The 21,293-nt window shown below is 43.2% G+C and carries 17 protein-coding genes and 1 pseudogene; 7 read left to right on the top strand and 11 right to left on the bottom strand.

Features of this window, described 5'->3' with window-relative positions:
* Window positions 1-108 precede the first annotated feature (108 nt).
* Window positions 109-2,796, bottom strand: coding sequence for a DUF4214 domain-containing protein (locus ACE3JL_RS03355; RefSeq protein WP_375328848.1), 2,688 nt, complete (start codon window positions 2,794-2,796; stop codon window positions 109-111).
* 389 nt (window positions 2,797-3,185) lie between these two features.
* Between ACE3JL_RS03355 and ACE3JL_RS03350 the strand changes: the two genes are divergently transcribed.
* From ACE3JL_RS03350 to ACE3JL_RS03335, 4 genes are read left to right on the top strand one after another with little or no spacing between them, the layout of a single operon-like run.
* Window positions 3,186-3,308, top strand: a complete 123-nt coding sequence (locus tag ACE3JL_RS03350) for a hypothetical protein (RefSeq protein WP_271992566.1) — start codon at window positions 3,186-3,188, stop codon at window positions 3,306-3,308.
* Between the two features lie 17 nt (window positions 3,309-3,325).
* A complete protein-coding gene (locus ACE3JL_RS03345; RefSeq protein WP_375328847.1) occupies window positions 3,326-4,921 on the top strand; it encodes a methyltransferase domain-containing protein in 1,596 nt (531 codons plus the stop codon).
* 27 nt (window positions 4,922-4,948) lie between these two features.
* Window positions 4,949-5,992, top strand: coding sequence for a glycosyltransferase family 4 protein (locus tag ACE3JL_RS03340; RefSeq protein WP_149979093.1), 1,044 nt, complete (start codon window positions 4,949-4,951; stop codon window positions 5,990-5,992).
* Window positions 5,989-7,284, top strand: coding sequence for a glycosyltransferase (locus ACE3JL_RS03335; protein WP_375328846.1), 1,296 nt, complete (start codon window positions 5,989-5,991; stop codon window positions 7,282-7,284). The genes ACE3JL_RS03340 and ACE3JL_RS03335 overlap by 4 nt, the downstream gene beginning before the upstream one ends.
* Here the strand turns inward: ACE3JL_RS03335 and ACE3JL_RS03330 are convergent.
* Both ACE3JL_RS03330 and ACE3JL_RS03325 read right to left on the bottom strand, forming a co-directional pair.
* Window positions 7,281-8,204: a PhzF family phenazine biosynthesis protein gene (locus tag ACE3JL_RS03330; protein WP_375328845.1), complete on the bottom strand. Its 924-nt coding sequence runs from the start codon at window positions 8,202-8,204 to the stop codon at window positions 7,281-7,283. The genes ACE3JL_RS03335 and ACE3JL_RS03330 overlap by 4 nt on opposite strands.
* Before the next feature lie 214 nt (window positions 8,205-8,418).
* Window positions 8,419-8,892, bottom strand: a complete 474-nt coding sequence (locus tag ACE3JL_RS03325) for a hypothetical protein (RefSeq protein ID WP_375328844.1) — start codon at window positions 8,890-8,892, stop codon at window positions 8,419-8,421.
* A 61-nt stretch (window positions 8,893-8,953) separates the two neighbouring features.
* Between ACE3JL_RS03325 and ACE3JL_RS03320 the strand changes: the two genes are divergently transcribed.
* Both ACE3JL_RS03320 and ACE3JL_RS03315 read left to right on the top strand, forming a co-directional pair.
* A complete protein-coding gene (locus tag ACE3JL_RS03320; protein ID WP_375328843.1) occupies window positions 8,954-10,273 on the top strand; it encodes an aminopeptidase P N-terminal domain-containing protein in 1,320 nt (439 codons plus the stop codon).
* Between the two features lie 502 nt (window positions 10,274-10,775).
* Window positions 10,776-10,952, top strand: coding sequence for a hypothetical protein (locus tag ACE3JL_RS03315; RefSeq protein ID WP_375328842.1), 177 nt, complete (start codon window positions 10,776-10,778; stop codon window positions 10,950-10,952).
* A 59-nt stretch (window positions 10,953-11,011) separates the two neighbouring features.
* On the opposite strand, the gene corA is transcribed toward ACE3JL_RS03315, so the two are convergent.
* Window positions 11,012-12,172 (bottom strand): magnesium/cobalt transporter CorA, encoded by a 1,161-nt coding sequence (gene corA / locus ACE3JL_RS03310; protein WP_375328841.1) that lies wholly within the window; start codon window positions 12,170-12,172, stop codon window positions 11,012-11,014.
* Between the two features lie 91 nt (window positions 12,173-12,263).
* On the bottom strand, window positions 12,264-13,541 hold the full coding sequence (locus tag ACE3JL_RS03305; protein ID WP_375328840.1) for a recombinase family protein: 1,278 nt from the start codon (window positions 13,539-13,541) through the stop codon (window positions 12,264-12,266).
* A gap of 560 nt (window positions 13,542-14,101) precedes the next feature.
* On the opposite strand from ACE3JL_RS03305, the gene ACE3JL_RS03300 reads away from it, so the two are divergent.
* The gene (locus ACE3JL_RS03300; protein WP_375328839.1) at window positions 14,102-15,064 is read left to right on the top strand and encodes a protochlorophyllide reductase; all 963 of its coding nucleotides are present in this window, start codon (window positions 14,102-14,104) and stop codon (window positions 15,062-15,064) included.
* 569 nt (window positions 15,065-15,633) lie between these two features.
* Here ACE3JL_RS03300 and ACE3JL_RS03295 read toward each other — a convergent pair.
* The 6 genes and pseudogenes from ACE3JL_RS03295 to ACE3JL_RS03270 form a co-directional block, all read right to left on the bottom strand.
* The gene (locus ACE3JL_RS03295) at window positions 15,634-15,906 is read right to left on the bottom strand and encodes a hypothetical protein (RefSeq protein ID WP_002769284.1); all 273 of its coding nucleotides are present in this window, start codon (window positions 15,904-15,906) and stop codon (window positions 15,634-15,636) included.
* A 5-nt stretch (window positions 15,907-15,911) separates the two neighbouring features.
* Window positions 15,912-16,697: a hypothetical protein gene (locus tag ACE3JL_RS03290; protein WP_271992577.1), complete on the bottom strand. Its 786-nt coding sequence runs from the start codon at window positions 16,695-16,697 to the stop codon at window positions 15,912-15,914.
* A gap of 121 nt (window positions 16,698-16,818) precedes the next feature.
* Complete coding sequence (locus ACE3JL_RS03285; protein WP_375328838.1) at window positions 16,819-18,564, bottom strand: diflavin flavoprotein; 1,746 nt, start codon at window positions 18,562-18,564, stop codon at window positions 16,819-16,821.
* A gap of 271 nt (window positions 18,565-18,835) precedes the next feature.
* Window positions 18,836-20,305: pseudogene (locus ACE3JL_RS03280) on the bottom strand (diflavin flavoprotein); the annotation flags it as partial.
* A 20-nt stretch (window positions 20,306-20,325) separates the two neighbouring features.
* Window positions 20,326-20,598: a lipopolysaccharide assembly protein LapA domain-containing protein gene (locus ACE3JL_RS03275; RefSeq protein ID WP_271992580.1), complete on the bottom strand. Its 273-nt coding sequence runs from the start codon at window positions 20,596-20,598 to the stop codon at window positions 20,326-20,328.
* A 191-nt stretch (window positions 20,599-20,789) separates the two neighbouring features.
* Complete coding sequence (locus ACE3JL_RS03270) at window positions 20,790-21,242, bottom strand: hypothetical protein (RefSeq protein WP_271992582.1); 453 nt, start codon at window positions 21,240-21,242, stop codon at window positions 20,790-20,792.
* Between the last annotated feature and the right edge of the window lie 51 nt (window positions 21,243-21,293).

Genomic DNA, 21,293 nt, shown 5'->3' with positions numbered 1-21,293 from the left:
CCTTATCAAGGGGGGATTAAGGGGGGATTAAAGGTAGAACCCTAGAACTAGAAAAAACCAAAAACCCCCCCAATAAGGGGAGGTTTTTTCTAGCCGAGGGGCAGAGGATTAAGCAATGAAAGTGTTAAACTGAGCGTTGCCGAAGTTAGCGTAATCCGCGGCAGTCATTTCGAAGCGGGAAATGACGGTGAAAACATCAGTTAGAGCTGTGATAGTGCCGGAGGCATTATTATCTTTGACTACACCCAATACCATCTGTTTATTAGCCGTATCGTAGTAGGAGGTGAGAATATCAATACTAGCCGCACCAACAGTGATAACACCAGCACCGATCGCTGCATCAAAGCCTAGCTGTGCGGTGTTACCGGCAACGTTACTGCCAGTACCAGTAAGTCTCAGGAAATTGGCCGTAGAGGTTGACAGGTTAACCGAAGCACCTTGGGCTACGTCGACACTCTGCACTGCACCACCAGCAGCCACGGCAACACCAGCAAGGGTCTCTAAGGTGTTAGCACCACCACCAGTAACACCAGCGTTTGAAATCGTAATGAGGTCGGTGGTAGTAGCGGTTCCACCAGTGAGGAAATCGGTGACGGTGCTGTAACTAGCTTGCAAATTTAACGCTTGATTTCCAACCTGCGTATTTTTGAAGATAACCGTATCGAACCCATCCCCTACTGTGATCTGGTCAGCACCACCAGAACCAGTGATGGTGTCTTTTCCAGCACCGCCACTGATGAAGTCATTAGCAACACTGCCAATCAGAGCATCATCGAAAGTGGAGCCAGTGAGGTTAATTCCCACAGTAGATACCGATGTTGCCGTCATGGTTAAACCAGTGGTTCCAGCGGTTGCCTCCGTCAGACCAGAAGCATCCAGTTTCTCGGCTGTCACTGCACCATTGATTGTCAGGCTGGAGTTACCAGTGATGGTGATGGTTTCCACCACACCAGCGGCCTGAGGAAGGGTTATTGCGCCAATTGTATGAGTACCAGCCCCAGAGTTATTGACGACAAGTTTAAGTTGCTCGATCGAGCGGTTAGGCGTGTCGGTGTTATTCAGGTTAAGTTTGCCGACAATAATGTTAGCCTTTTCTGTTTGTAAAGGAGTAGTGGGATCATCGCCGTCGATGGTGAAGGTCAAAGAATCGTTGTTACCGCCACCATTGGCTTGTACGTTGAGAGTATTACCAACAGATGTATTCTTTAAGACGTTAACCGAGTTGGCACCTGCGGCAAAGCGCAACGTGTAGTCAGCAGCAGTTGCTGTGGTTAGGTTCACCGTGGTTATCTTATCACCGATTAGGTCAGCCCGGAGAGTCTTGCTAGCCGTGCCTCCAGTAGATAAGGTCAGGGTTTGGGTATTTTTGATGTTGGTATCGGCTGCGGTAATGGCTTCTGCATCTGCCGCCGCTACTACCAAAGTGTTAGCACCCTCGCCACCGTCCACTTTATCGGTGGCAGTGAACTCACCTACGTTGAAACGGAAAGTGTCATTACCTTTGCCGCCGAGGAAATCCACTGTACCGTTGCCCGCAGTCACGTCAAGATTACCTTGAAGGGCAGAAGCGTCCAGCTTGACGGCGGTGTTGGGGAGAGCTTGGTTGATCCGGAGGTTTTGATCCCCAGTGATGGTGATTTGCTTCGAGCCATTGGCGGTTAGTTTATCCACCAGGTTGGCTAGACCCTTGCTTTCGATGGAAATTTTTTCGTAACCATTGTTACCAGATACCGGGTCAAGTCCTAAAGTTAATTGGTTGGCAGTAGCAACAGTAGCACTTCCATTGGTGGGGTCAACGCTACCCACCTGATTGAGGGTGACAGCCACCGTATCTTCACTACCCGCTAAAGCAGCACCCGCAATAGTGATAGTGAGTGGTACGTCAGTAGTGAGGGCAGTACGACTGACCGAGACTTTTTCTACCGCCGTCTGGAAGTTGCTGAGTACCAGTCCTTGTGTGCTATCTGATAGGTCAACATTTTTAACCCCAACAACATTAGCACCTAACACCGTTAAGGGGCCGCCGCCTGTGTTCACCACGTTGAGGGTTTCGATGCCCTTCATCGTCGGTAGCACAGTACCTGTACTGAGGGTGTCGCCACCGGTGTTGAGAACTGTCAAGGTGGGGTTGGCGCCAGAACCGGTGAGATTGTCACCACTGTTGAAGGTGGCGTTAAACTGACCCGAGCTGCTCACCGTCGGAGCGAGGAAGCTGTTAGCGGTGAGGGTGTCCACATTTGGGGTGAGGGTGACAGTATTGCTAGGCTGACTGGCGATAATCGCCTGATCGATTGCAGCTTGGGCAGCGGTAACGCTTTCCTCCTCAAAAGTCACCGTGCTGATGATGTCCGATGAGGTGGCAAATACGGAGGAAGTGAAGGCGATGTTCGCGTTCACAAAGTCTTGGGTAAATTGCAGAGCTATGTCGGCGCGGTTTTGCAGAGCGACCTGGTCGGTTCCCTGCGCTCCTTGAGCCACTGCGAGGACAAATTGAGCCACTGATTCGGGAGAGCTATCCTGTTCGAGAACACCTGACCAAAAGGCCAAACCTGCCTCATCGGCATCACGACCAAAGGCGTTCCGATAAATTTCGTTAATAAATTCTTCTGGGTTGGCCAAGGTGGGGGCTGCCAAGAAGGGGTAAAGGGCTTGAGCCTCCGGGGAAGCACCGAACTGGGCAGCAAGCTCATCTATGGTTACATCTTGGGTCTGCCAGAAGGCAAGACCTGCGGGGTCAGGGGCGCGGTTAAAGTAGATGACGTACAAGCCGACGATGGAATTTTGATCTACAGTCATAACTAATTTTTCACTCCTCGAAACAAAGTAAAAGGCTGTTGAAACATGGCACGTATACTAGCATAGATGACCTCAATTATCAAGCTATGGCAAAAATTTTTTTTGTGGGAGCAGTCCTGGTCAAGGTCTTCTACCGTTGGTAATGGTCGTTGAAGACTGACCCTCGACCAAATTGAGTGGATTCCTGAAGACTTGAGGTTATATTCCCATTCCCCAGAATACACCCTGACTCACCTTGATTCGGCAATTCGGTTACAATATTTAAACTGTCTTAGTTTATCCACACATACCTATAGGTTAGGCCAACTTCTTTGGTCAATTTTGTCATCACAGGGCAGCAAATGTCTTGTTCGGGGAAACTTTATCAGAAAAAAACTGTCTTAACAGCGATGCCCTCCCAGCCTGATGGTACAGGAACCTGTAAGATGGGATTGGTAGTCACTATCGAGAATCTAGATTCTCAATCAAGGCAGTTTCGTCTCTGTCGGTGCTGGGATGAACGAGAATATTAAACTTAATTTTTTCTTCCATGACTATCGAAACTTACTATCCCAATCTAAATGTCAAGCATTTGCTTGGTAAAATTCGCCAAGAAGCCCTGCGTCAAAACCCAGATACAGGGGTTCCCTCCGCACCACCACCACCGGCAGCGACGGGGGAATTAGTCCTGAAGGGGGATTTTGATCGGGAAGCAATTAATAATCAAATCGATTATATAGAGGGATTTATCAAAACAGCCGAGTCAAGAGCGGCAGTGCGTAACCAACTGCCAGAGAAATTTGGACGTTTCCCCTGGTTATTATTTAAACCCTTGCAAGCTCTGGCTTTAAAGATTCTCAATACCATATTTCGCGATCAAAGGGAAGTGAATTTCAATCTGGCCAGTGCCTTGCGAGAATGCCTACAATTAAATCGACAGTTATTATCAGAAGTGGAAAATTTGCGATCGCAATCCCAGCGAGATTTAGAGAATTTAATGGCGGTTAGTCAAAGTTTATCTGGTTACAGCCAAGAAATTAAGCGAGAGATGCAAACCCAAATCGAGCAACTGGATCAAAAGCGCGATCGGATCGCTAATCAAATTCAAGAGGGGCTGCAAACCCAAATCGAGCAACTGGATCAAAAGCGCGATCGGATCGCTAATCAAATTCAAGAGGGACTGCAAACCCAAATCGAGCAACTGGATCAAAAGCGCGATCGGATCGCTAATCAAATTCAAGAGGGACTGCAAACCCAAATCCAACACCTCGATCGAGAATTGTATCAGAAGACCGAGCAATTGCAGGAGTATCTAGAAACTCAAATTAAAGATAGTAATGAGAAGAATTTTCAAAATAGCCATTATTTGAAGATAGATTTACTGCAACAAAAGCGCTTAATTAATAAGTTTTTAGAAGTGACAGCAGGAGCGGAAGGGGGATTTTCAAGTGAACCAGCGCAAATTTTTGCGGGAGAGTTAGACCATTCTCTAGATGCTTTTTACTTCGCTTTTGAGGAGCATTTTCGCGGCAGTCGCGAGGAAATTAATAAGAGATTAGAAGTGTATCTTCCCCGACTCAGAGAAGCACAAATTGCTCCGGGAGACTCGCTGATTTTAGATTTAGGTTGTGGTCGGGGAGAGTGGTTAGAGCTTTTGCGAGATAATGGTTACAGAGCCAGAGGTATCGATCTAAACCGAGTCGTCATTGAACAGTGTCAAAGTCGAGGATTAGACGTTTTAGAAGGGGATGTTATCGCTTATTTGCAATCAATGCCAGACGAAAGCGTGGCGGTAATCACGGGATTCCATATTATTGAACATCTACCCTTTGAAATATTAGTAAAGCTATTAAATGAAGCATTTCGAGTGCTGCGTCATCGAGGGTTGGTTATCTTTGAGACTCCCAATCCTGCTAATGTTTTAGTGGGGAGTTGTAATTTTTACTTCGATCCAACCCACCGCAATCCTCTACCCAGTTTGATGACTCAATTCCTAGGGCAATACTGCGGTTTTGCCGAGGTAGAAATTCTTAATTTAAATCCTTCAACGGAAACTGCTATCTGCGAAGACTCGGAAATCGCCAAGCGATTTAATGAATGTTTTTATGGTCCGATGGATTATGCGATAATCGGCCATAAACTGTAAAAATTAGATTATTTTGAGTGCTTATCTATGCGAATTATTATTGCCACAAGTCAAGCCCCCTTTATTTATGGTGGTGCGGAAATTTTAGCCACACAATTATGTCAATCACTACAAGAAGCAGGTCACGAAGCTGAAATAGTAGCAATACCTTTTCGGTCTGATCCCTTAGAGAGAATATTAGACACAATGTTAAGCTGTCGCTTGCTAGATTTATCAAGTTTTTACGGACAGAAAATTGATCGATTAATCGGCCTAAAATTTCCCGCCTATTTAATTCAGCATCCCAATAAAGTTCTATGGTTATTGCATCAACATCGGCAGGCCTACGATCTCTGGGGTGGTGAATATGATGGTTTAGATATCAGTGCCAACGGGTTAGCGATTCGAGAAAGCATTATCAGAGCGGATAATAAAGTTTGTGCCGAATGTCAAGGAATTTATACAATTTCTCAAAAGGTTGTCCGCCGTCTGAAAACCTATAATAATGTTGATTCTATCGCTGTCTATCATCCCCCTCAAGATGCAGATTCTTTTTATTTTCAGGAAGAGGAGGGTTATTTCTTTTTTCCCAGCCGCATTAATCGGATTAAACGACAGGAATTGGTGCTGGAAGCCTTAGCAAAAACAACTCACCCCGTGCAAGTTATTTTTGCTGGTAAAGCCGAGGGTAATTTTGACATTTATTTGCAGGAAAAAATTGCCAAGCTGGGACTAACAGAAAGAGCCAGGTTTATCGGCAGAATAACTAATGAACAAAAAATTGCCTATTGTGCTAAATCCCTAGGAGTTATCTATCCACCTTTTGACGAAGATTACGGATATGTCACCCTCGAAGGAATGTTAGCTTCTAAACCGGTGATTACCTGCCAAGATTCGGGAGGCCCCCTGGAATTTATTCGTGATCGAGAAACCGGTTTAATTGTGGAACCGACGGCTAATGCTCTAGCAGCAGCGATGGACGAACTTTGGGAAAATCGGTCTTGGGCAGCAAACTTAGGTAAATCTGCTGGTGAATACTACAAAAGTCTCGATATTAATTGGTCAAACGTTATCAAAAAACTACTCGCATGAAAATTAATTGGTTTTCCCCTTTACCTCCCGCTAAAACTGGTATCGCTGATTACATGACTTGTATCTTGCCAGCTTTGATTAAAAATTGTCAGTTAGAACTATGGACTAATCAAAAAATTTACGATCGAGAACTAAACAACTATGTTAAAGTTAATTCCTACCATAGAGATAACATAATGTGGTCAAAAATTAACCAAGCAGACATAAATATTTATCATATTGGTAATAACCCAGATTTTCATGAGGATATCTGGCGGATTAGTTGTCAATGCCCCGGTATAGTTGTCCTTCATGATTTAAAGCTGCAGGATTTTTTTAATGAAATTGCTAGAATCAATAATGACCTAGATGGCTATCTTAATCAAATGTTCTATTACTATGGAAAGGAAGGAAAAATAGCCACAGAAATGTGGTGGGATCAGAAAATTACTATGCAATTTATGGCTGATAATTATCCCCTGACTCCTTTAGCGTTAAAAAATGCTATTGGGGTGATTACTCACAGTCAGGAAGGTTATCGTAAGTTTCAGCAAGAAAATGCGATTCTTACTGCTTATTTTCCCCTACCCTATTCTAGATGCGATTTGTCATCAAATTACGAATTGCAGAAAAACCAGGATTTTTATCAACTAATTGTTTTTGGTCATATTGGAAAAAATAGATGTGTTGATATGATTCTGGATGCTTTAGCTAGTTTTTCCCAAAAACAAGCTTTTCGCTTAGACATTTATGGAGAATTATGGGATAGTAATTATCTCGTTCAAAAAATTAATAGCTTAAATTTAAATAATTTAGTAACCTTGCATGGTTTTGTTACGGAAACCAAATTAGAAACCGCCTTAGCTGACGCAGATTTAGCAATCAATTTACGTTATCCTACTATGGGAGAAGCATCCGTCAGTCAGCTGCAGATTTGGAGCCATGGTTTGCCAAGTTTAGTGACTAAAATAGGTTGGTATAGTGAGTTGCCGGAAAATACCGTAGGTTATGTGACTGTTGGCAACGAAATCGCCGATTTACACCAACATTTCTCTCAATTTCTTCACGATCCGCAATTCTATCAGACTATCGGGAAAAATGGTCAAATTTGGCTAGAAAATAATCATTCCCCCGAATCCTACGCTAGAGCCTTGGTAGATTTCGCTCGGGAAGCTTGTCAACAAAGATATCGTTATGCGGCCAATTATTTTATCGAAAAAGTAGGCAAAGAAATTAGCTATTGGAATGATGACCAAATCTCGGATTTAGAGCTAAAATCCCTAGCGGAAACCATTCATTTTCTAACCAGCTAAAGTGTTTCCCCATCGGGAATTATCATCTTGCCTTGGCAGACTAGAACTGATGCACCACCCACAGAAACTTCCGTAATTGACCGGTTATTTTTCTGAAACTTTAATTGTATGGTGCTTGGTCTGCCCATCTCCACCCCTTGGATTATCGTCCATTGATTCATCCCTTCCCTAGAAGATTCTAACCCCCCTAGGTAGCCCGCTAAAGCGGCCACAGCCGAACCAGTGGCGGGATCTTCCATAACTCCCAAACCGGGGGCAAACATTCGGCCATAGAGACGAGATTGGGGTGATTCTGGGTCAAAACAGCAGACAAAAAGGGAATTAGCGGGGGATTGGCCTAATAATGATGCCCATTGAGTTAGATTTAGTTTTATTTTCCCTAAAATATCTCTATTTTTGACGGGGATGAATAAAAAAGGAAGGCCGCAGGAAAAGGCCCGGGGGGGATAACCGGGTAGGAAATCGGCAACGCTGAGGGAAAGAATCGCCGCTAAATCATCGAGAGCATAATTATCCGTCACTAATTCTGGCAATTGTGCCACTTTTAACTCACTATAGACCGGTTTTTCCCCCTCCATGAGAATTTTTACCTGTACTAAACCGACTCCTTCCTCCAGATAAATCGTGGTTTCTTGGTGGGGGGGAATAGCACCGATTAGGGCTAAAATATAGGCTGTGCCGACGGTAGGATGACCAGCAAAGGGTAATTCGGTACTGGGTGTGAAAATACGGACTTTTTTGCTGCCTTGGTCTGTTTCTGGCGGAAAAACGAAGACTGTCTCCGAGAAGTTAAATTCGGCGGCGATTTTTTGCATCTGGGTGCGGGTTAATCCAGATGCTTCCGGAAAAACCGCCAGGGGATTACCGCCAAAAATGCGATCGCTAAAAACATCGGCGGTATAGTAGGAATAGGTAGGCACGCAGGGGATAGGGCAACAGTTATCGGAGAATTTTTTGATCTTACACCTATTTTCACCTCTGACCGCCCCCCGGTTGTCTGTCTAGGGATAGATAATCCTTGTCAGTCCTGTTAGTCTCTGGTGACTAAGAAATAATTAAAATACAGAGTTTTTTATGAAGATAAGGTATGTCTTGAATCGTCTCGGAGTCTCCTCATAACTGCCATAGGCTCTACTACTCATCTGCTTCTAATCTGGCTAATAAACTGACTAACTTATCTCTAACGGAATTGTGGGTGTATTCGTCTTCAGGGTGAGGTTTTTGATGGGGTTTTTGAAAATAGGGACGTTCCCCGTATAATTGTCCCCATTTCACATCGACTCGGTGTACTAATTCATAGAGTAATTCTTGATTGTCTAAAATTTCTTCTAGGATTAACTGTAAAGCTTGAACGGGATTATCTAAATTTTGACTGACTTTGGTTAATTCTTCATCGACGATCAGCTGTAAAATTATCTGCAAAGCTCCCGAAGAATCCCCTAAATTAGCGGCAATAAATTGTTTAATCTCTGTGGTAACTTGCACTAATTTGGGGACGGGAGATTCTCCTTTGAGGAAATCCGCCCCCTCTTGAGCGATAAAATCTGCTAGGGTAAACTCGCGCCTTTCGATGATATCTTGGGAAAAATCCGGTTCTTCAGGGTTCATAAATTAAGAAGATTAGCGATAATAGATTCTAGGACTTATTGTGACATTTTTAGGAATATCTATGGGCATCGATCGCAGAGAGTTTCAGCAGCGTCGTCAGCAGGTAATGGAAAAAATCGGCAATGGAACGGCAATTTTTCGCAGTGCGCCCATGGCGGTGATGCACAATGACGTAGAATACACCTATCGTCAGGATAGTGACTTTTTTTACCTGACAGGATTTAATGAACCGGATGCGGTGGCGGTTTTAGCACCCCATCACCCCGAACATCAGTTTATCCTGTTCGTGCAGCCAAAGGACCCAGAAAAAGAAACCTGGACCGGCTATCTCCACGGTGTGGAAGGAGCAAAGGAAACTTTTGCTGCTGATGAGGCCTATTCTATCGAAGAATTGGAGGAAAAATTACCCCAATATCTCGAAAAAGCCGAACGAATTTATTATCATCTCGGCCGGGACAAAACTTTTAATACAAACGTTCTTAATCACTGGCAAAAATTAATCGCCACTTTTCCCCGTCGCGGCACCGGACCGACTGCTTTAGAGGATACTAATTTTATTCTCCATCCTTTGCGCTTACTGAAAACTGCGGCCGAATTGGACAATATTCGCAAAGCAACCGCTATTTCGGCCCAGGCACATAATCGGGCCAGAGAATTCACTAAAGTTGGTCACTATGAGTATCAAATTCAAGCAGAAATTGAGCATACTTTTCGCCTAGAAGGGGGTATGGGTCCTGCTTATCCTTCTATTGTCGCTAGTGGTGCTAATGCCTGTATTCTGCACTATATCAACAATGATCGCCAAGTACAAGAAAATGAGCTTTTATTAATTGATGCCGGTTGTGCCTACAATTACTATAACGGTGATATTACCCGCACTTTTCCTGTTAATGGTAAATTTACCCCTGAACAAAAAATTATCTATGAAATTGTTCTGGAAGCTCAACTAAAGGCGATTGAAGTGGTGAAAACTGGTAATCCTTATAATCTTTTTCATGACACAGCTGTGAGAACAATTGTGGAGGGATTAGTAGATTTAGGGCTATTGGTCGGCGACATTGATGAGATAATTAAAGAGGAAAAATATAAGCCTTTTTATATGCACAGAACTGGTCATTGGTTAGGATTAGATGTTCATGATGCAGGAACTTATAAAATTAACGAAGAAACTTGGCAAAATTTGCAGCCTGGTCATGTTTTAACCGTGGAACCAGGGATTTATATATCCCCCGATATTAAACCTGCTGAAGGACAGCCGGAAGTACCGGAAAAATGGCGAGGTATCGGCATCCGTATTGAAGATGATGTGTTAGTTACTGCCACAGGAAATGAGGTGTTAACTGCAACAGTTCCCAAAAAAGTTGAGGATATCGAATCCTAAGTAAGTACCTAAGCAAAATTAATTACACATCTAAACTGTCAGACTTTTTAGTTATCCGTAATCAGTAAACAGTAATCAAGGAAAAAACAGGAGTCAACAGAAGTTTACTCCTGTTGACTTAAAACTTAAATCTGATCACTTGCCTACTGATAACTGATAACTGTATCGAGTAGGAAATTAATTTTGCACGACTACTGACTTAGTTAGTTATGAGCGAACTTTTATCAGTACTGCTTGGAGATTACTTCCGTCATTTTAACCATGTTACTATTTACCTTTGTCTTCGGTAAATTAATCCGTTTCCCTAGGGATAGTCCTGCTCCCTAGAGGACTAGAAAGAAAGTTAGCTAATGTCATCTAACCCTGACATTAGCTAACTTTGTTAGATAAGAACTTTTTTAGCAATTATGATCAGTCTATAATAATAACTATAGTCACCCCTATCCTTTAGGGATAATTCTTGGTTTAGGGTTGATGTCCTTCAGCGCAAGCGAGAGCGGTTATGAAAATTAGCGAACTAGAAAACTACTTGGCTCAGATTAAGTCAGAGATTGGTGACATCGATATAGTCTATCAATGTCGCAACCAGCACTATAGTTGGTTGGACAAAATTAGAAGCCATCAACTGAAAGTGTTAAAAAATAACGCAGACACTAAATTATTGATTTCTCTGCAATAGCCATTTTATCTTGCTAGATGCCAGCAATGCCATAGAGTCGGCCTAATTTGCTTAACAGTTTATCTTTTCTTCTCTGTCGATAGGTTCTTAAACCAACCGCGTTGCCAAAAGAAAATGATTAAACTGAAAGCAACGGTTAGCATCAATACCCAGACAAATACATAGCCCCAATACCATTCTAATTCGGGCATATTATAGGGGGATTTATCAGTATTAAAGTTCATGCCATAAACACCGACAATGAAGGTGAGAGGGATAAAAATCGTCGAGATTACCGTTAAAGTTTTCATAATCTCGTTCATTTTATTACTCACGGAAGACAGGTAAAAATCCATTAAACCATTGGCAAATTCCCGATAATTTTCGACAACATCAAGGATTTGTACCACGTGGTCATAACAGTCCCGTAGATAGGGTTTAATTGTTGTATCGATAAGAATATACTCATCGCGCAAAAGAGCATTGAGAGTGTCTCTTTGCGGCCAAATTGCTCGTCGTAGGGAGAGTAATTCTTGACGTAGTTGGTAAATTTTTGATAAAGTCTGTTCTGTGGGACTAGCTAAAATTTCGTTTTCTAACTCCTCGATTCTTTCTCCGTAGGACTCTAAAACAGGAAAATAACCGTCAATAATAGCATCCCAAATCGAGTAGGCTAAATAACCCGATTTTTGCTGCCGGATGGAACCTTTATTTAAACGGATTCTTTCCCTAACTCCCTCTAAAGAGTCGTATTGTCCTTCCTCCTGCACGGTTAAAACATAATTCTTCCCGACTATTAAACTGATTTGTTCTAGCAAAAAACCCTGATGATCGATCAGGATGGCCATTGGCACTATAATTAAAATATAATTCTCGCATTCTTCTACTTTTGGTCTTTGGGGAATACTGACTATATCCTCAAGGGTTAGGGGATGTAAATGAAAAATTTCTCCCAACTCTTGCAGTTTATCTTCATTACCCAAACCGACGATATCAATCCAAGAGATGGAATCATTGGATAAGTATTTAAGACAGTCTTGGGGTAAGAGATTATTAACTCTAGTGGCTTGCTGGGAGTTATAATTAATTAAAAATATCTCCGTAGCAACGGCATTTTCATCGATGGTGATTAACCCTGGCATTGTCCCGGGTTGGTTATAGTGATAATCGTAAAGATGGGGTTTTGTTTGGGAGGATTTTCGCCCTTTTTTATACCTAGTTAATTTTTTGTTATTGCTCATAGTTGAGATCGATCGCTATTTGCCTTTTTCTTAGCATTGATCGCTCAAAAATGCCGCAATTTTTAGCTAACTTTAAGATTAGCTAAGACTGTTAAAAAACGAAGATTAAACGTAAATGCCAATTATTAGCTGTTTCTCTCTCGATTTCGATGCGACGGATAAACTCGCGAAAATAAAAACGGCGCTCGATTTCCGATAAATCTCGCCAAAATTGCGGAAAAGCAACGGCACGAGCGATAATAGTCAGGTTATCGGGGGGTAATTGGTCTAAACTTCCTTGAATCTGCGCGATCTCGTTTTTCAGTTTATAGGCCCTGAGATTGGCCGTTTCTTGATCTAAAATTCCTGCCGCTTCTAGGGAGGGCAATTGCGACAAAATATCGTTTTTTTGCCCTATTTCCTCGCTCATTCCCCGTTTGATCGTCTCTAAATCTGGTAAGGATATTTGAGCGATCGTCGGTGGTAGATCTTGACAAATGCGCTCGATTGTGCCATTGAGAATTTGTTCATAAGCGATCGCCGAACATTTTTTTGTCTGGGGACATTGCAAAGGTCGCAAATAGAGATATTCTGTGTTCTTTCCTCGCGCTGTCACTTTGGTAATCGTCATCCCCGATTGACATTGACTACAGACGACTAAACCTGCTAAGGAACGCGGGGCGCTGGCACTGCGGGGGGGTAATTTGCGATTATTTCTCAGGATACGATCGATTTGGGCTGCTTCTTCCCGGGAGATAATTGGGGTGTGGGTATCGGGGATAATATCTTGGCCGAGATAACACAAATCACCGCGATAAACGGGATTTGTCAGCCATTTATGGGCAGTAGCTACCGATATCTTTTTGCCGTAGCGTTTTTCTAGATAGCGTACCGTGGAACGCAGGGAAGCAGAAATCAAAAAGCGATCAAAAAAGTCTTTGACTACTGGTGCGGTACTGCGATCGAGTATATAACGCTCCTTGCCACGACGATAACCGTAGGGTGCTTTTCCGGGGGGAGGCAAAGCTTGCAGACGATTGTGAGCGTGACCTGCTTTTAACCGATTACTCAGTTCATTTTTTGATATTTCTTGCACAATCTTGGCAAAATTCAGCTTATAATCCGGGTCTTCCAGGGCAATTATATCTATGTCGAGGGCTTCTAGGGATTGTAAAATTTTGCTAATTTCTGTGCCATTGTCTCCCAATTCTGCTAGGCGACGCAGGATCAGCAGTTGGGGGGGGGTTCCTTGACAATCCAAGAGAAGTTGCTGGCGCTGTAAGCGATCACCAAAATCTTGATACACTTGTTCGGGAGAATAGGCCGAAATGGAGGTATCGGGGGGAGCATCGAGCAGGGGGTCGGTATAAGTGTAGGCGATAATTTTCATGTTTTGCCGAAATCCTCCTATCGATTCGAGCGATTTTTGCCTCGATCCGCATCAGGATAGCTTCTAGGGAATAGGTGATGGTTTATCCCGATTGACTCGTAAACTAAATTCCTTGTGCGGGGGATATTTCGCATTCTATCACTGTGCAAAGATGGCAGAATTACCAATAACGATTATTAGCGTACAAGATTACTAGGCGATCGCATAATAGACCTGTTGTAAAAATCAAAAATTGTTGTTAGGGTTAGGATTCTAGTAGTCAGGAAAATTAAGAATGAACAATAATCATTTAAATAGTCTATTGAGATACTTTATGCCATTTAATCGTTATTTTTGCCGTTTTTGAACCCTAAAAATTAATTATGCAAGAGCTTCACTCTGCAAATTACGAGCAGTCAATCCCCTTCTCCCTAGCTAAAATAACTGATAAGTGAACACTCACTAAAATTTGAATTTATGTAAAGGGAACCCTGGGACTAGGTAAGACAACCGATAAAATTTATAATCGGAATCCCTTGCATATTCCCTAGACCAGAGCGATCAACAAAAATTATCAAAAAATGGTACAAGATCAAAAACCCACGGTGATCATTACCGGGACAACTTCTGGAGTCGGTCTCTACGCCGCTAAATCCCTTGCTCAAAGAGGTTGGTTTGTGGTTATGGCCTGTCGGGATATCCCGAAAATGGAACAGGCTGCCAAGGAATTGAACATTCCCCGGGATAACTACTGTATTGAATTTATCGACCTCGGTTCCCTCGATAGCGTCCGGCGCTTCGTTAAAAATTTCCGGGCTTTGGGCAGATCCCTAACCGCTTTAGTCTGCAACGCCGCTATCTATCTCCCTTTGCTCAAAGAACCCTTAAGAAGTCCCGACGGTTACGAATTAAGCATGGCCACCAATCATTTAGGTCATTTCCTGCTGTCGAATTTGCTCTTGGAAGACCTAAAAAATTCCCCCTCTCCCGACCGCCGTTTAGTCATTCTCGGCACTGTCACCCATAATCCCGATGAATTAGGCGGTAAAATTCCTCCTCGTCCCGATTTGGGCGATTTAGAAGGGTTTGCCAAGGGTTTCAAAGAGCCGATTACTATGGCCGACGGCAAAAAATTTGAATCGGTCAAAGCCTACAAAGATAGTAAGGTGTGTAATGTTCTCACTATGCGGGAACTGCACAAACGCTATCACGAATCGACTGGAATCACTTTTACTTCCCTCTATCCGGGTTGTGTGGCCGATACACCCCTTTTCCGCAACCATTACCCCTTTTTCCAGCAGTTTTTCCCCTGGTTCCAGAAAAATATCACCGGTGGCTATGTTTCCCAAGAATTAGCCGGGGAAAGAGTCGCTATGGTGGTAGCTGACCCCGAATACCGTCAATCTGGCGCTTACTGGAGTTGGGGCAACCGTCAGAAAAAAGAGGGTAAATCTTTTGTACAAAGGGTTTCTCCTCAAGCTCGCGATGAGGAAAGAGGCGAAAAAATGTGGGAATACAGTGCTAAATTAGTCGGATTAGCCTAATTTCTGATTTTGAGCCTGAAAAAGGACACAAGTTAACTTGTGTCCTTGTGGCAACGGGGAAGCCAGAGCAGCAAGAAATAATCCATAACTGGGTTTTTGAAGCTCGATCGACAGTTAATAATAAGTGGGGTTTTACCATTATTCAGCAAGCCCTATATAGGGCTTGCTGAATAAATGTGAAATGTAGGCAACGTAAGGGTTTTGGGGCTTTTCTCGCTCCCACAGGTGCAAGATTTTGAGAGAATCGTCGTTCAAAACCTTGCGTCTTCATCGGCCCGCATCCTGTAGGGGCGAAGCATTCGGATAGAAAATCTAAGGTTTCACCGATAGGTTATTGCCCGAATGCTTCGCCCGTACTTTTTCAGCAAGCCCTATATAGAAAGGCATTTGGCGATTTTTGTCAATTGTTTTCGCTCTGCAACGGGCTAATCAATTAAGTCTCTTGCCAGATAAGGATTTAGTCGATTTATGCCCCCCTATCGAACCATACTAAGTAACGAAGAACCCGATATTTTTAGTTTTTAAGAAGAAATTCGGTAATCGTGGAAAAGAAGGTGAGGAGAGAAAGCTTAGGAAAGCTGATAGGAGCCGTGACGTTGGGCATAATAATCGAGAATTGTTGTGACCAGAGCGCGATCGCTTTCCTGAAAAGTCTCGGTATAGTTAATTTCTAGACTACCGATCTGACTTTGATGATAATCGAATTGTTGGAACTGCTGGGGAGTGAGATGGGTTTCGACCCCCTGAACTTGTTGTAAATGGCTGGCTAATTCTCGATAGATAGCCAAGGGCATTCGCGGATAAATAATGGTTTGTTTTTGTTGAATAGCAATCGATCGCACGGGTTTTATTCTCCTGATTCGGAAACATTATAGCTGATCGAGGCTTGCGGTGCGGCGGCGGGTTCAGGGACACCATCCCCTAAACGACGGGTAATAGTTTGACCGTATTGTTCTAAGACAATAGAGGGGTTATCGGGATTAGTATCGATCGCTTTAACTAAAATTAAACCATTAGAGAGGGTAGAACCGGGAGTAACTCGACGTTCCGTGGCTTCTCCGGGGGCTTTCACGATCGCCATAGGAGTGGTAGATAATTGGACGATACCTGATACTTGCACTTCTGTTGCTTCCGTCGGTTGCGGTGGTGGTGGCGGTGCTTTCACTATCGGTTGTCTGGGGGTAGGACGATTGTCCATTGGTGCGGCTGCGGGTGTAGTTGCGGGACGATCGCCCATTGCTGCGGCTGCGGGTGTAGTTGCGGGACGATCGCCCATTGCTGCGGCTGCGGTGGCCGTCGGAGTCTCTGCTGAGGGTTTCTCCTCTACTGTAATCGTAATATTTGGTTTTAGGGGAAAGGGGGCAAAGGGATCCCTGCGACCGCGATTAATTTCTGCCCGTTTTTGGTCGGGATCGGTAGAGGGAATCAACCCTGTTACCCTTGGGGGGGTGGGTTTGGTGGCCGGTTGCACAGGATTGCTAAAGGTGGGAGGTTGGGCAGCCGGGGGACTGGGAGAGGGGGTGGGGGTTTCTTGGGTGGGTGGTGGGGATTGATTAGCTTGGTTAGAAGCTGGACATCCCACCAACAATAAAGCGACACTCCCCACCGATAGGATTAGCGGCAATTTTTTCATGGGGAAACAAAGACAAAATAGCCCTGAGGGACAACCCTCGATACTAACATAACATTTGTTCCCCAGAAATCTAGGCTGATTATAGGGGGAAAGTCAGAAACTTTGCCCCGCTAGTCTAAATTTAATGCTGACTACCGGATTTACGATGACCGATGGCGGTGACACCGTTGCTATCCAAAACTTGACCCCGCTCGACGGTGGCATAGACTAACCAGCGATCGCCGCAGAGTTGTCGCTCTTTGACAGTACACTCTAGATAGGCGAGACTTTCGCCTAAAATCAGACAGCCATTTTCCCCGACTTGGGTTTCTAATTCCGTAAAGACATCGCTGCCGGATTTGATGCAATTGGAAAAATGGCGGCGTAAATTGCGCCCTTCCTTGAGAATATTCAAGATAAAGACGGTTCCTGAGTTAATTAGGCGATCGGCGGCTTGTTCGTCAGCAACGGCGATAATTAGCCCTGGGGGGTTAAAACTGGCTTGGGATACCCAAGAGGTCAGGAAACCAGCATGATCCTCCCCCTGACGAGTAGTGAGAACAGAAAGGGAACCGACGATCCGACCAACGGCCTGGGCAGTGCGATCGATTTGTGTTTCGGTCATTCCCTGTTGGGGAACCCGAAATTTTTTGGTTTTTTTCAAGGTCTGGGCGAAGGTTTGTCCAGCTAAATAACCAGCTTGTAAACTGCTTTCTGTGGGGTTAAAACGCACGCGCAAGGATTCAAAACCGAGGCGATAATTGGCATCTTTGAGTTTAGTTTCAATTAAATCGACAGCTTCCCCACTCCAACCGTAGGAACCAAAAACTCCGGCCAATTTAGTTTTTGCTGCCGTGGAAAGAACGATTCCTAAAGCAGTTTGAATTTGGGTAGGAGCATGACCGGCTAAGGTGGGAGAACCGATAATAAATCCGTCACAATTTTCGATCGCTTGACTAATTTCGGCGGGGGTGGCAAACTCACAATTGATTGATTCTACGGCTAGATCATTTTCTAGTAATCCTCGTTTGATCGAGCGGGCCAGAGTGGCAGTATTTCCGTAGGCAGAAGCATATAATAAGGCCACTTGTAGGGGTCGAGTTTTTTGTTCTTGACACCAATAACGATAATCGTGGGCAAGACGACTAAGACTATAACGAATTATCGAACCGTGGGCGGGTGCATAATATTGGGCGGGAAATTCTTTAATTTTCTCGATGGCTGTTTCTACTGCTTTAGATTGCACGGCATGGAGACAATCAAAATAATAACGACGATCTGCGTCTAATTCTTTCCAATTTTTATCCCAAATATCGTCACTACACAGATGCACACTAAAGAATTTATCGCTGTATAAAATTTGGGTTTTTTGGTCAAAAGTGCAGATACCATCAGGCCAACGCGGCGTAGGGACATTAATAAAACTGAGTCGATGACCTTGCCCCAAATCAAGGATTTCATCGGTTCTTATGCCCAAAATTTGGGCATCAGGCAGGGCATTTTTCAGGGTATTGACGGCAGCTTTAGAACAGAGGATAGTGATTTGATGGGTTTCGGCTAATAATGCCTTTAAAGTGACAATACGATTGGGATTAACGTGACTGAGAATTAGATAATCGAGACGATGTAAGGGGACATATTGACGAATTTCTTCTAAATAAATTTCGGTGAAGGATTCTCCAGGAGGATCGATTAAGGCAGTTTTATCGCCCCAGATAAGATAGGAATTAGCGGTGGTTCCCCGTTGACGAGCATATTCTATTTCAAATTTTAATCTGTCCCAAGTACGCGAGCGAAAAACCCAAGTTTGATCGGCAATTTCTGCGCTTTGAACATCCCGAGGTCGATTATTAATAGCAGGATTGGAAATTAAGGTAGTAGTGGTCATAGTTTTTAATTTGGTTATTGGTTGTTGGGTGTGGGAATTATGAATTATGAATTATGAATTATGAAGTGGGAAGTGGGAATTATGAATTATGAATTATGAAGTGGGAAGTGGGGTGTTGGGGGAGTAGGGTTTTAGGGTTTTAGGGTTTTAGGGTTTTAGGGTTTTAGTGGAAATTACTCTATCTCCCCATTACCCTATTCCCCCATTACCCTATTCCCCCATTTACCTATCCCCTTCTAACTGATAACTGATAACTGATAACTGATAACTGTTAATAATGGTTGCCAACTTTGCGATGATGGACAGCAGTTAAGGTATCTAAACGAGCAACTCGTCCAGTATTAACAGTACAATAAACTACCCAATGATCGCCGCAATCTAAACGACTGGTGACTTGACATTCTATGTAAGCTAAGGCATCGGCTAAAATTGGTGATCCATTGTTAGCAGTATAGGTTTTAATGCCTTCAAAACGATTGGAACCGGGAGAGAAACGCTTGAGGAAATGTTTCATTAATTTCTGATAATTATCCTCAGCTAAAACATTTAAAACAAAGGTATCGCTAGGCTGTAAAAAGGATACCATTGCCCGATCTTTAGCCACTGCAATTGCCACACCTAAAGGATTTAAACTTGCTTGTGTCACCCAAGAGGCAATCATGGCACTGGATAAATCAGCTTTTTGGGAAGTAATTAGGTACAATCCCGTGCTAATACGTCCTAGAGCTTTTTCTAAGTCGTTGTTAATCGATTTAATTTGTTTAATCGTTTTTTCTCGACTTAACCATTGGCCGAGGTCGATTCCTGCTTCATCGGCAATTAAATCGAGGGATTGATGGGAATTGTCTTTAACTAAAAGAGGAGGAAAAGCTTCGATCGCCCCGATTTCCTGTAATTTATTTCTTAGGGGAAAAATTGGTTCATCTTCCCCACCTCCTGACTCAAATAATCCTACTGCTTGTTTGCCATTAATTGAAGCAAGAATCGTGCTTAAAATCGTCTGGTTAATCGGGGAAGATTGGGGAGGCATTCCAATGATAACTCCCTTAGATTGATTGATTAATTCTCTGACTTCGTGAGGATCAGCATTATTCATATCGACTAATTCTGTCACCACATCATTTTTATTCAAACCCTGACTAATCATAGTAGCTAAATGTTCACTTTGTCCGTAATCTTGGGTAAAAAATACAGCCACTAAAGTATCAGCAGAAGTTTGTTCTTGACTCCAAGTTTGATAGCGTCCCACCCAATCAGAGATATGGTGTTTTAATAGGGGACCGTGACCGGTGGCAATGAGATTAATCGCAAATTTCTCGATCCTTTTAATTGCCCCTAAAACTGAACGAGCATTCGGTCGCATCAGACAGTCATAATAGGTTTGAAAATCCGCTTCTAGCAGCTCTTTTTCTTGATCGTAGGTTTGATCATCACAAAAGTGCATTCCGAAGGCATCACAGGTAAAAAGGGTGGCGGTTTTAGCATCAAAAGTGAAGATAGTATCAGGCCAATGAAGATTAGGGGCTGCAACAAATTCTAAGATATGGCCATTACCTAAATCTAAAGTATCACCACTTTTAATAATTAACTGTTTAAAGGGTCGGTGTACCATGTTTTCGAGGAATTGCATGGCAACTTTTGCCCCCACCACGGTAACTTCTGGGACTAATTCTAAAACTTCTTTGACTAAACCACTGTGGTCGGGTTCGGTGTGACTGATAATTAAATAATCAAGATGATTTTAGCAAGTCAAAAGACTATTTAAAAATCAAACTCGTCTAACTCCGATTGTGGGGAAGAAAAGCGACTGCGAGGAGATTTTTTCGACTTTCTAAAAAAAGCGGGAATAATTGCGGCGATAAAAAATCCGATTCCCAAAGAAAAAGCCAACAAAACACCGATGGGTACTTTAATTGACTCAAATTGTAGAAACTTTAAAGAAACTGGTTGGATATTTTGAATAGCAAAAACTGCCATAGTCATAATCCAACCACCGACAATAGCACTAGCTAAAAAATTAGTGATTGTATTCATGCTTGTCCTCGCCAGGTTTATAGGAGATTTTTTAACCTTTTGTCGGCTAATTTGGGGTCATACCCCTATTAATTTAACCTCCCTGGGGCGGAAATTACGGTTAATTGACTAAAACGTTACAATTATTGATCAATCTCGAATAAATCTCGATCGCGATCATATAATTGTAGTCTGATCGCCCTAAGTTAGAGCTAGTAAATATAAATAGCACCCTGTTGATTGATGTTAAAGGTGGTATAACCGGGGGTACTCCCCGGAACTTTGGTGACAGTAATCGTGACTAAATTATCATCATTGACTTCTACGCCATAGATTAAACTAGAAGAATAGCGATCCGCAGCCGCATTAGCTCGATTAATCAAAATATATGCTGGAATTACGAAACCTTTTAGGGTTGTCTCCGTACCGGGAGATAATAATTGGGGAGAGGAATCAATATTGGCCGATAGGTCATAATTGAGGTCAATATCGGTTTGATTGATGATTTTAATCTCCACAGGACGACTCATATTCACCCTAGCGACAGGCTGCCAGGGACCCGGTTGAAAGGTGGTAGCGGGGGGATTTTGAGAGGGTAAAGAGGGGGGAAAAACTAATCCCAGACTTAACACTAGGGAAAGAGTTAAAAAGCGATCGCATTTCATAGACAAATCCTAGTTTAGGGTTTTCATCCTATTTTAGGGAGGTATCCCCAG

Source organism: Microcystis sp. BLCC-F210 (assembly GCF_042134685.1).
Classification (GTDB): Bacteria; Cyanobacteriota; Cyanobacteriia; order Cyanobacteriales; family Microcystaceae; genus Microcystis; species Microcystis aeruginosa_D.
The sequence above is the reverse complement of the archived record's forward strand: the minus strand, read 5'-3'. Positions and strand labels throughout refer to the sequence as shown.

Bases quoted from the DNA above. Each gene is read 5' to 3' on its own strand.
- ACE3JL_RS03355 (WP_375328848.1), bottom strand. From the start codon at position 2,796: ATGACTGTAGATCAAAATTCCATCGTCGGCTTGTACGTCATCTACTTT.
- ACE3JL_RS03350 (WP_271992566.1), top strand. From the start codon at position 3,186: ATGCCCTCCCAGCCTGATGGTACAGGAACCTGTAAGATGGGATTGGTA.
- ACE3JL_RS03345 (WP_375328847.1), top strand. From the start codon at position 3,326: ATGACTATCGAAACTTACTATCCCAATCTAAATGTCAAGCATTTGCTT.
- ACE3JL_RS03340 (WP_149979093.1), top strand. From the start codon at position 4,949: ATGCGAATTATTATTGCCACAAGTCAAGCCCCCTTTATTTATGGTGGT.
- ACE3JL_RS03335 (WP_375328846.1), top strand. From the start codon at position 5,989: ATGAAAATTAATTGGTTTTCCCCTTTACCTCCCGCTAAAACTGGTATC.
- ACE3JL_RS03325 (WP_375328844.1), bottom strand. From the start codon at position 8,892: ATGAACCCTGAAGAACCGGATTTTTCCCAAGATATCATCGAAAGGCGC.
- ACE3JL_RS03320 (WP_375328843.1), top strand. From the start codon at position 8,954: ATGGGCATCGATCGCAGAGAGTTTCAGCAGCGTCGTCAGCAGGTAATG.
- ACE3JL_RS03315 (WP_375328842.1), top strand. From the start codon at position 10,776: ATGAAAATTAGCGAACTAGAAAACTACTTGGCTCAGATTAAGTCAGAG.
- corA (WP_375328841.1), bottom strand. From the start codon at position 12,172: ATGAGCAATAACAAAAAATTAACTAGGTATAAAAAAGGGCGAAAATCC.
- ACE3JL_RS03305 (WP_375328840.1), bottom strand. From the start codon at position 13,541: ATGAAAATTATCGCCTACACTTATACCGACCCCCTGCTCGATGCTCCC.
- ACE3JL_RS03300 (WP_375328839.1), top strand. From the start codon at position 14,102: ATGGTACAAGATCAAAAACCCACGGTGATCATTACCGGGACAACTTCT.
- ACE3JL_RS03290 (WP_271992577.1), bottom strand. From the start codon at position 16,697: ATGAAAAAATTGCCGCTAATCCTATCGGTGGGGAGTGTCGCTTTATTG.
- ACE3JL_RS03285 (WP_375328838.1), bottom strand. From the start codon at position 18,564: ATGACCACTACTACCTTAATTTCCAATCCTGCTATTAATAATCGACCT.
- ACE3JL_RS03275 (WP_271992580.1), bottom strand. From the start codon at position 20,598: ATGAATACAATCACTAATTTTTTAGCTAGTGCTATTGTCGGTGGTTGG.
- ACE3JL_RS03270 (WP_271992582.1), bottom strand. From the start codon at position 21,242: ATGAAATGCGATCGCTTTTTAACTCTTTCCCTAGTGTTAAGTCTGGGA.